Consider the following 2,952-nt stretch of genomic DNA (forward strand, 5'->3'; position numbering starts at 1 on the left):
GGTGGGCGGGGGCCTCCACCGGCTTGCCGTCCGGGCCGAAGTCCACCGCCGCGGCCAGCAGGTTGCGCGCCGCGTTCCCGCTGAAGAGCCGGGCCAGGGTGGTGGTCTCCACATCCAGCCAGCGCGCGGCCTGCCGGAGGACGTCCAGGTACTCGCCCTCCATGGCCTTGGGCGGCCGGCTGGGGGCGGCCATGCAGACGCGGGCGTAGCTGTGCTCGCGGTCCACGTACATGCCCATGGAGCGGTCGCGGAAGTCCTTGGACAGGGCCTGCGTCATCGCATCCAGGTGCTCCTCGGGGGAGGACACCTTGCCGGACGTCTTGCCGGACACGAGCGGAATTTCCGCCACGTGCCAGCCGCCGTCGGCGAGCGCGTCCGGACGGGCCTCCACCCACTTCACCTCCGGAGTGGGCAGGTCCAGGCCCTCGCACACGCCTTTGAGCGTCTGACGCAGGGCGGTGAGATTACCTTCGACGTCGGAGAGGAAGAGGACAAGGCGTCGCTGCTGGGACACGCGGGGGGCTCCTTGGGTGGCCCGGTGAAAGCCCCGGCGTTAGCTGAGAATTTCCAGAAGTGTCCATGCCCGCCTGCCCTCCGGGCGGAGGAGGGCGGGCGAGCACGGTCCGGGACTCAAAGCGGGATGTTGCCGTGCTTGCGCGGCGGGTTCTCCTGGCGCTTGTCCTTGAGCATCTCCAGGGCGCGGATGACCTTGGCGCGGGTCTCCTCCGGGCGGATGACCTCGTCCACGTAGCCCAGCTCCGCCGCCTTGAACGGGTTGGCGAACTTCTCGCGGTAGTCGTCCGTGAGGCGCTTGCGCTCGGCGTTGGCGTCCGGGGCCTTCTGCAGCTCGCCGCGGAAGATGATGTTCACCGCGCCTTCGGGGCCCATCACCGCGATTTCGGCGGTGGGCCAGGCGTAGTTGATGTCCGCGCGGATGTGCTTGGACGCCATCACGTCGTACGCGCCGCCGTAGGCCTTGCGGGTGATGAGCGTGATTTTCGGGACGGTGGCTTCCGCGTACGCGTAGAGCAGCTTGGCGCCGTGGGTGATGATGCCGCCCCACTCCTGGTCGGTGCCGGGCAGGAAGCCGGGCACGTCCACCAGGGTGAGCAGGGGGATGTTGAAGCAGTCGCAGAAGCGCACGAAGCGCGCGGCCTTCACGCTGGCGTCGATGTCCAGGCAGCCGGCGAGGATGGCGGGCTGGTTGGCGACGATGCCCACGCTGCGGCCGTTCATGCGCGCGAAGCCGACGACGATGTTCTTGGCGAAGTGCTCCTGCACCTCGAAGAAGTGCTTGTTGTCCACGACGGCGCGGACAATCTCCTTCACGTCGTAGGGCTTGTTCGGGTTCGCCGGGACGAGCGTCTTGAGCGACTCCTCGGCGCGGAACGCGTCGTCGTCACACGGCTGCGCGGGCGGGTCCTCCTGGTTGTTGGAGGGCAGGTACGAGAGCAGCTCGCGCGTCATCGCGATGGCGGCCTGCTCGTTCTCCGCGGCGAAGTGGGCCACGCCGGACTTCTGGTTGTGCGTGAGCGCACCGCCCAGGGCCTCCTTGGTGACCTCCTCGTGCGTCACCGTCTTGATGACGTCCGGGCCGGTGATGAACATGTACGACGTGTCCTTCACCATCATGATGAAGTCGGTGATGGCGGGCGAGTACACCGCGCCGCCCGCGCACGGCCCCAGGATGAGCGAAATCTGGGGCACCACGCCCGACGCCAGCGTGTTGCGCAGGAAGATGTCCGCGTAGCCGGCGAGGCTCTCCACGCCTTCCTGGATGCGCGCGCCGCCGGAGTCGTTCAGGCCGATGACGGGCGCGCCCACGCGGGTGGCCAGGTCCATGATCTTGCAGATCTTCTGCGCGTAGGCGCCCGACAGCGAACCACCGAACACGGTGAAGTCCTGCGCGAAGACGAAGATCTGCCGGCCTTCCACGGTGCCGTACCCGGTGACGACGCCGTCGCCGAGGATCTTCTTGTCGCCCATGCCGAAGTCGTGGCTGCGGTGGGTGACGAACTTGTCCAGCTCGCTGAAGGAGCCGGGTCGAGCAGCAGGTCGATGCGCTCGCGGGCCGTGAGCTTGCCGGCCTCGTGCTGCTTGGCGATGCGGTCGGCACCGCCGCCCTGCTCGGCCTGCTTCTCCATCTGCTGGAGCCGTGCGCGGAGAGGATCCTTCTCGGGGGTCGCGTCCATGACCGGCGGCTCTAACACGATTGCAGGGGCGGTCGCAGCGCTTCCCTTGCTCCCAAAGGGACGGGCGGACGGGCGGGCTTTTCGTGCAGCCGCAGGGGGTGGGATGGATGTTCAGGATTTCCGACACCGTGTCCTTCGCCGGGGGGCAGGGGAGCGGGGAGGCGACGATGCACGCGAGGCCAGGTGCACTCCAGGTGGGTTCGTTCCGGGGCGTTCCCATCCGCGTCCACTTCACGCTGCTCCTGGCGCTGCCGCTCCTGGCCCTGTCGTTCGGCGCGGCGTTCCGGCAGGCGGCGAGCGCGGCGGAGGTGCCCCCGGAGACCCTGGGCGGACACCCCCTGCTGTGGGGCCTGGGCGTGGCGGTGGGCCTCTTCGTGTCGGTGCTCCTGCACGAGATGGCCCATACGTTTTATGCGTTGCGTCATGGCGGGGAGGTGCACGGCATCACGCTGATGATTGTCGGAGGGGTGTCGGAGCTGGCGGAGACGCCGAAGCGGCCGCGCGACGAGGCGCTGATGGCGCTGGTGGGGCCGCTGACGAGCCTGGGGCTGGCGGTGGTGCTGGGGCTGGTGACGTGGCTGATGCACGGCCTGGGCGCGTTCCAGTGGCAGTTCGCGTGCTTCACGCTGGCGATGCTCAACCTGGTGCTGGGGGTGTTCAACCTGCTGCCGGCGTTCCCGATGGATGGGGGGCGCATCGTGCGCGCGGCGCTGACGCCCCGGCTGGGGGTGGTGCGAGGGGCACGGACCGCGCAGGAGCG

General features: G+C 69.1%; 2 protein-coding genes and 1 pseudogene. 1 reads left to right on the plus strand and 2 read right to left on the minus strand.

The window, feature by feature from the left end; all coding sequences use genetic code 11:
• On the minus strand, positions 1-514 hold a 514-nt coding region (locus D7Y13_RS40410), incomplete at its 3' end, for a hypothetical protein (RefSeq protein WP_120631016.1).
• A gap of 116 nt (positions 515-630) precedes the next feature.
• A pseudogene (locus D7Y13_RS40415) lies at positions 631-2,192 on the minus strand (acyl-CoA carboxylase subunit beta).
• A gap of 107 nt (positions 2,193-2,299) precedes the next feature.
• Here D7Y13_RS40415 and D7Y13_RS40420 point away from each other — a divergent pair.
• Positions 2,300-2,952, plus strand: a 653-nt coding sequence (locus D7Y13_RS40420) for a site-2 protease family protein (RefSeq protein ID WP_244222449.1), incomplete at its 3' end; no start/stop codon positions are given.

Origin of the sequence: Corallococcus praedator (assembly GCF_003612125.1) — a bacterium.
Taxonomy (GTDB): Bacteria; Myxococcota; Myxococcia; order Myxococcales; family Myxococcaceae; genus Corallococcus; species Corallococcus praedator.